This window comes from Candidatus Effluviviaceae Genus V sp. (assembly GCA_014728125.1).
GTDB lineage: Bacteria > Joyebacterota > Joyebacteria > Joyebacterales > Joyebacteraceae > WJMD01.
In genome coordinates this window covers 1-3,063 of the sequence record WJMD01000130.1, presented here as the reverse complement: position 1 = coordinate 3,063, position 3,063 = coordinate 1, and the positions used below count along the sequence as shown (strand labels likewise).

The window sequence follows — 3,063 nt, the reverse complement described above, 5'->3', positions numbered from 1 at the left end:
GGGCCTACCCGCTGCTCGAGCGGCTGGTCGCCCGTGATCTGCTGGAGATGGACCTCGCGACGCGGCCGGTGACCCGCCGCGACGTCGCGGCGGCGCTGAGCGACGTGACGACCGAAGTCGTCGGTCGGAGGGCGTCGGCGCGCGAGCGCTGGGCGCTGGAACGGCTGAGGGCCGAGTTCATGAGCGGCACCGTCGACGGCCCGGCCGTGGGGCTCGAGCGCGGCGAGGGGACGCTCGGGCTGGGCGTCACGCTCGGCGTGCAGGCGGTCTACGGCGAGGAGCGCGAGGGTGTGACGCTCTGGCCTGGAACCGTACCGGCGGCACTCCGTGACGGTCTCGGGGGACCGGTGGCCCGGTGCTCGCCCGGGGACTCGGAGGGCGAGCTCGACCCGGCCGTCGTCACGGCCTACGAGCTGTGGGGCGGCGTCGGGGAACATCTCGGTTTCGAGGCGGAGTCGCGGATCGTCTTCAGGGAGCAGGACGGGCCCCGGCAGGTCAGGCTCTCGAGCAGGGCCCGGACGTGGCGCGGCGTCGCGGCGCTCGCCGAGCGGGCCTACGTGCTGTGGGAGAGCGAACACCTGACGCTGGCCGCCGGGCGACGGGGCCCGGCCTGGGGCCGGTCGAGATGGGGGAGGCTGCTCGTCTCCGGGACCGCCCCCACGTTCGATCAGGCCGACGCCCGGCTCGATATCGGGCCGCTCTCGTTCCACGCGCTCCACGCGGTCGTCGAGCGCGCCGTCGACGGCCCGGTCGACGAGGGCCTCGCCATGGAGGACGTCTACCTCGGAGCGCACCGCGTCGCGCTCGCCGGGGACGCGGGCAGCATCGCCGTCAGTGAGCTCGTCGTGTACAGCTCGACGGTGCCCGACCCGGTCTACGTCAACCCCTTCGTTCCGTACTACCTGATGCAGCACAACGAGCGGGGCAACGACAACATCCTCTGGGGACTCGACTACGACTGGCGCCCGGCGCCCGGTCTCGAGGTCTACGGCGAGTTCGTGGTCGACGACCTGCAGTACGACCGCGACACCGGGAACCCGGACAAGTACGGGGCGTCGATAGGGGCCGCGCACTACGGCGGGTTCCGGGGGATGGACACGGAGCTGGTCGTCGAGTACACGAACGTCCGGAAGTGGACCTACACGCACATGGTGACCGAGCACAGGCTCGAGCACGACGGCGTCCCCGTCGGGTTCGAGCTCGGGCCCGACGCCGACCGTGCGGTGCTCGAGGCGCGGCTCCACCCGTGCCCATCCTGGACGACGGCGCTCGTCTACCGGCGCGCCCGCCGGGGAGAGGGGCGCCTCGACGAGCCGTTCGAGGAGGGGCAGGACGACGACCCAGCGTTCCCCTCCGGCGTCGTCGAGACGTCCGACCGGATAGCTCTCGAGTTCGCCTACGACGCCCTCGAGGGGCTCGCGGTCGGCGGCGGAGCGGCCTACGTGCGCGTCGAGAACGCCGGCAACGTGGAGGGCGAGAACGAAGATGACTGGGAGCTCTGGGCGGGCATCCGCCTCCGGATCGGTCGGGGCGGTCGCTGAGCTCCTGCGCCCCCTGAACGGTCTGATGGCGTCGGCGGCGGTCGTCGTCGGGGCCTACGTGTCCCGGTGGCCGACGAGGTGGCCGGAGGCGGTTCTCGGCGCCGTCGCGGCCTTCGCCGCGGCGGCCGGGGCGAACGCGCTCAACGACGCCGCCGACGCCGAGGCCGATGCGGTCAACCGGCCCTCGCGGCCGGTCCCCTCGGGCAGGGTGAGCCGGCGCACAGCGGTCGCCGTGGCCGTCGCCGCCTGGGCGGTTGCCGGGTTCGCGGCGTCGCTCGTCGGACCCCGGGCCGCGCTCCTGGTCGCGGCGTGGATCGTCGTCTCGGCGGTCTACTCGCCCTGGATCAAGCGCGCGGCGTTCGCGAAGGACGCGGTCGTGGCGGCCGTGGCGGCGTCGCCGTTCCTGCTGGGCGGCATCACGCAGGACAAGCTGCTGCTGTCGAGCGTGCCGTTCGCTCTGGCGTTTCTGGCGCACGCGGCGCGGGAGCTTGTGAAGGACGTGCAGGACCGCGAGGGCGATGTGCGGGCGGGCGTTCGCACGGCCGCCGCGGTCGTCGGAGAGGGCGCGACCCTGGCCGTATCCCGCGTCGTCATCATCGTCCTCATGGCGGTGGCAGCTCTGCCGTACCTCGCGCCGAGGCTCATGGCGCCGCCCGATGTGCACCCGGTCTTCGGAACGCTCGCAGGCCGGTTCGTTCAGGGGGTCGGCTACAACTGGGGCTACGGGGCGCTCGTCGCCGTCGCCGACGTGCTCCTGATCCGGGTGCTGTTCCTGACGTCGGGCGACACGGACGCCGCCGCGCTCGCGAAGGCCTCGCGGACGCTCAAGGCGGTGATGGCCGTCGGGATTTTCGCGTTCGTAGTCGGCGTCATGTGGTGACCCGCGCGGGGGCGGTCTCGCACCGCGTACGCTACGTGACAACAGGGAGACGAGCTACACGATGACCGTTCTGCAGGGCATACTTCTCGGGCTGCTGCAGGGACTGACGGAGTTCCTGCCCGTCTCGAGCTCCGGGCACCTGGCGCTGGCCGGACACTTCTTCCGGATCGAGAGCCCGGGCGTCGTGTTCGAGGTGTTCGTACACTTCGGCACGGCGCTCGCCGTCATCTTCTACTTCCGGAGGAGGGTCGGGACGATCATCGTTGCGGCCTTCCGGTGGCTCTTCCGGCTCGAGCACGACCGCGACGCCGCGCGGCTCGCGTGGCACCTCATCATCGGGACCGTGCCGGCCGGGGTGATCGGCTTCCTGTTGGCCGACCGCGTCGAGGTGCTCTTCGAGCGAGCCTTCTTCGTCGCGATCTTCCTGATCGCGACCGGCGTCGTGCTCTGGCTGACGCGGAGGCTGAAGCCTGGCTGGAAGGCCCACGAGGGCGCGGCCGAGGCCGTCGGCATCGGGTTCGCGCAGGCGGCCGCCATTCTGCCGGGCGTGTCGCGCTCGGGCGCGACGATCGCCGCCGGGCTTCTTTCCGGCGTCAAGAGGGAGCGGGCCGCCGAGTTCGCGTTCCTGCTGTCGGTGCCGGT

The 3,063-nt window shown here is 72.2% G+C and carries 3 protein-coding genes; all 3 read left to right on the top strand.

The window, feature by feature from the left end; genetic code table 11:
• Nucleotides 1-1,541, top strand: a 1,541-nt coding sequence (locus GF405_08040; GenBank protein ID MBD3368104.1) for a hypothetical protein, incomplete at its 5' end; no start/stop codon positions are given.
• Nucleotides 1,486-2,421: a hypothetical protein gene (locus GF405_08035; protein MBD3368103.1), complete on the top strand. Its 936-nt coding sequence runs from the start codon at nt 1,486-1,488 to the stop codon at nt 2,419-2,421. The genes GF405_08040 and GF405_08035, both read left to right, overlap by 56 nt.
• A 61-nt stretch (nt 2,422-2,482) precedes the next feature.
• Nucleotides 2,483-3,063: hypothetical protein (locus tag GF405_08030; protein MBD3368102.1), on the top strand; the 581-nt coding region annotated here is incomplete at its 3' end.